This window comes from Nocardia amamiensis (genome assembly GCF_015477605.1).
In the GTDB taxonomy this organism is placed as follows: Bacteria; Actinomycetota; Actinomycetes; order Mycobacteriales; family Mycobacteriaceae; genus Nocardia; species Nocardia amamiensis_A.
Genome location: NZ_JADLQX010000178.1, coordinates 1 through 872 on the forward strand (window position 1 = coordinate 1; position 872 = coordinate 872).

Here is an 872-nt window from a genome sequence, read left to right on the forward strand (position 1 = left end):
CAGGCCAGCGCGCCCGCAGCGACTTCAGCAACGACAGGAACTCCTGCCATCGCTTCCGATCCCGGATCCGATAGTGGAGCTTGCCGGTTGATAGATCCAGAGCGCCGAGCAGGTGCCGCACGCCCTGGGTGCGCCGGTAGGTGGCCGGCAACCGTTTCGGACTCCGGCGAGGGAACCAACCACGACCGGCACGGGGTTGCAAGTTCAGCGGTCCGAACTCGTCCACACAGACCACCCGCCCGCCGGTGGGCCGGTGGTCGTAGAGATCCAGAACCCGGTTCAGCTTCGCGGTGAACTCGGGATCGGTCCCCGCTTTCCAGGTCTTGACCGCCTGCCACGACACCCCCTCGGCCTTGAGGATCTGACGCAGAGTTTCGCGGCTGATATCGGCGATTCCGTTGCTGATCAGTACTTCGCGTAGTTTCGACAGGCTCCATGTCGAGAACGGCCAACCCAGGTCCCGCGGGCAGCACCGGGCGATGCAAGCGATGCGTTCACGCGTCGCTCGATCGACCTTCCGCGGCCTGCCCGCGCTCCATTTTGGGTCCAAAGCCTCGAACCCCCGTTCGTTGAAATCGTGGATCACCTGCCGCACATACGCCTCGCTGACCTGCATCAACCTCGCGATCGCGGGAACCGGCTGCCGCTGGGCCGAGGCCATCACCACGATCGCTCGTCGCATCCTGACCGGTTGTTTGCTCGTCTTCGTGATCTTCTGCAACCGCCGCCCCTCCTCCGGGGTCACCGCTCGCACAAACACTTCCGGCTTCCGGGCCACCGGCACCACCTCCACCGGCAGCATCACCGGCAACAGGTCCACGATCAACCCGACACCCGGTTACCGAGGCAACCTACTTGGACAAGGCACTAGC

At 64.7% G+C, this 872-nt stretch carries 1 protein-coding gene; it reads right to left on the reverse strand.

What is annotated here, in order from left to right; all coding sequences use genetic code 11:
* The coding region (locus tag IU459_RS37340; protein ID WP_324199183.1) for an IS630 family transposase at positions 1–820 on the reverse strand (820 nt) is incomplete at its 3' end.
* Positions 821–872 lie beyond the last annotated feature (52 nt).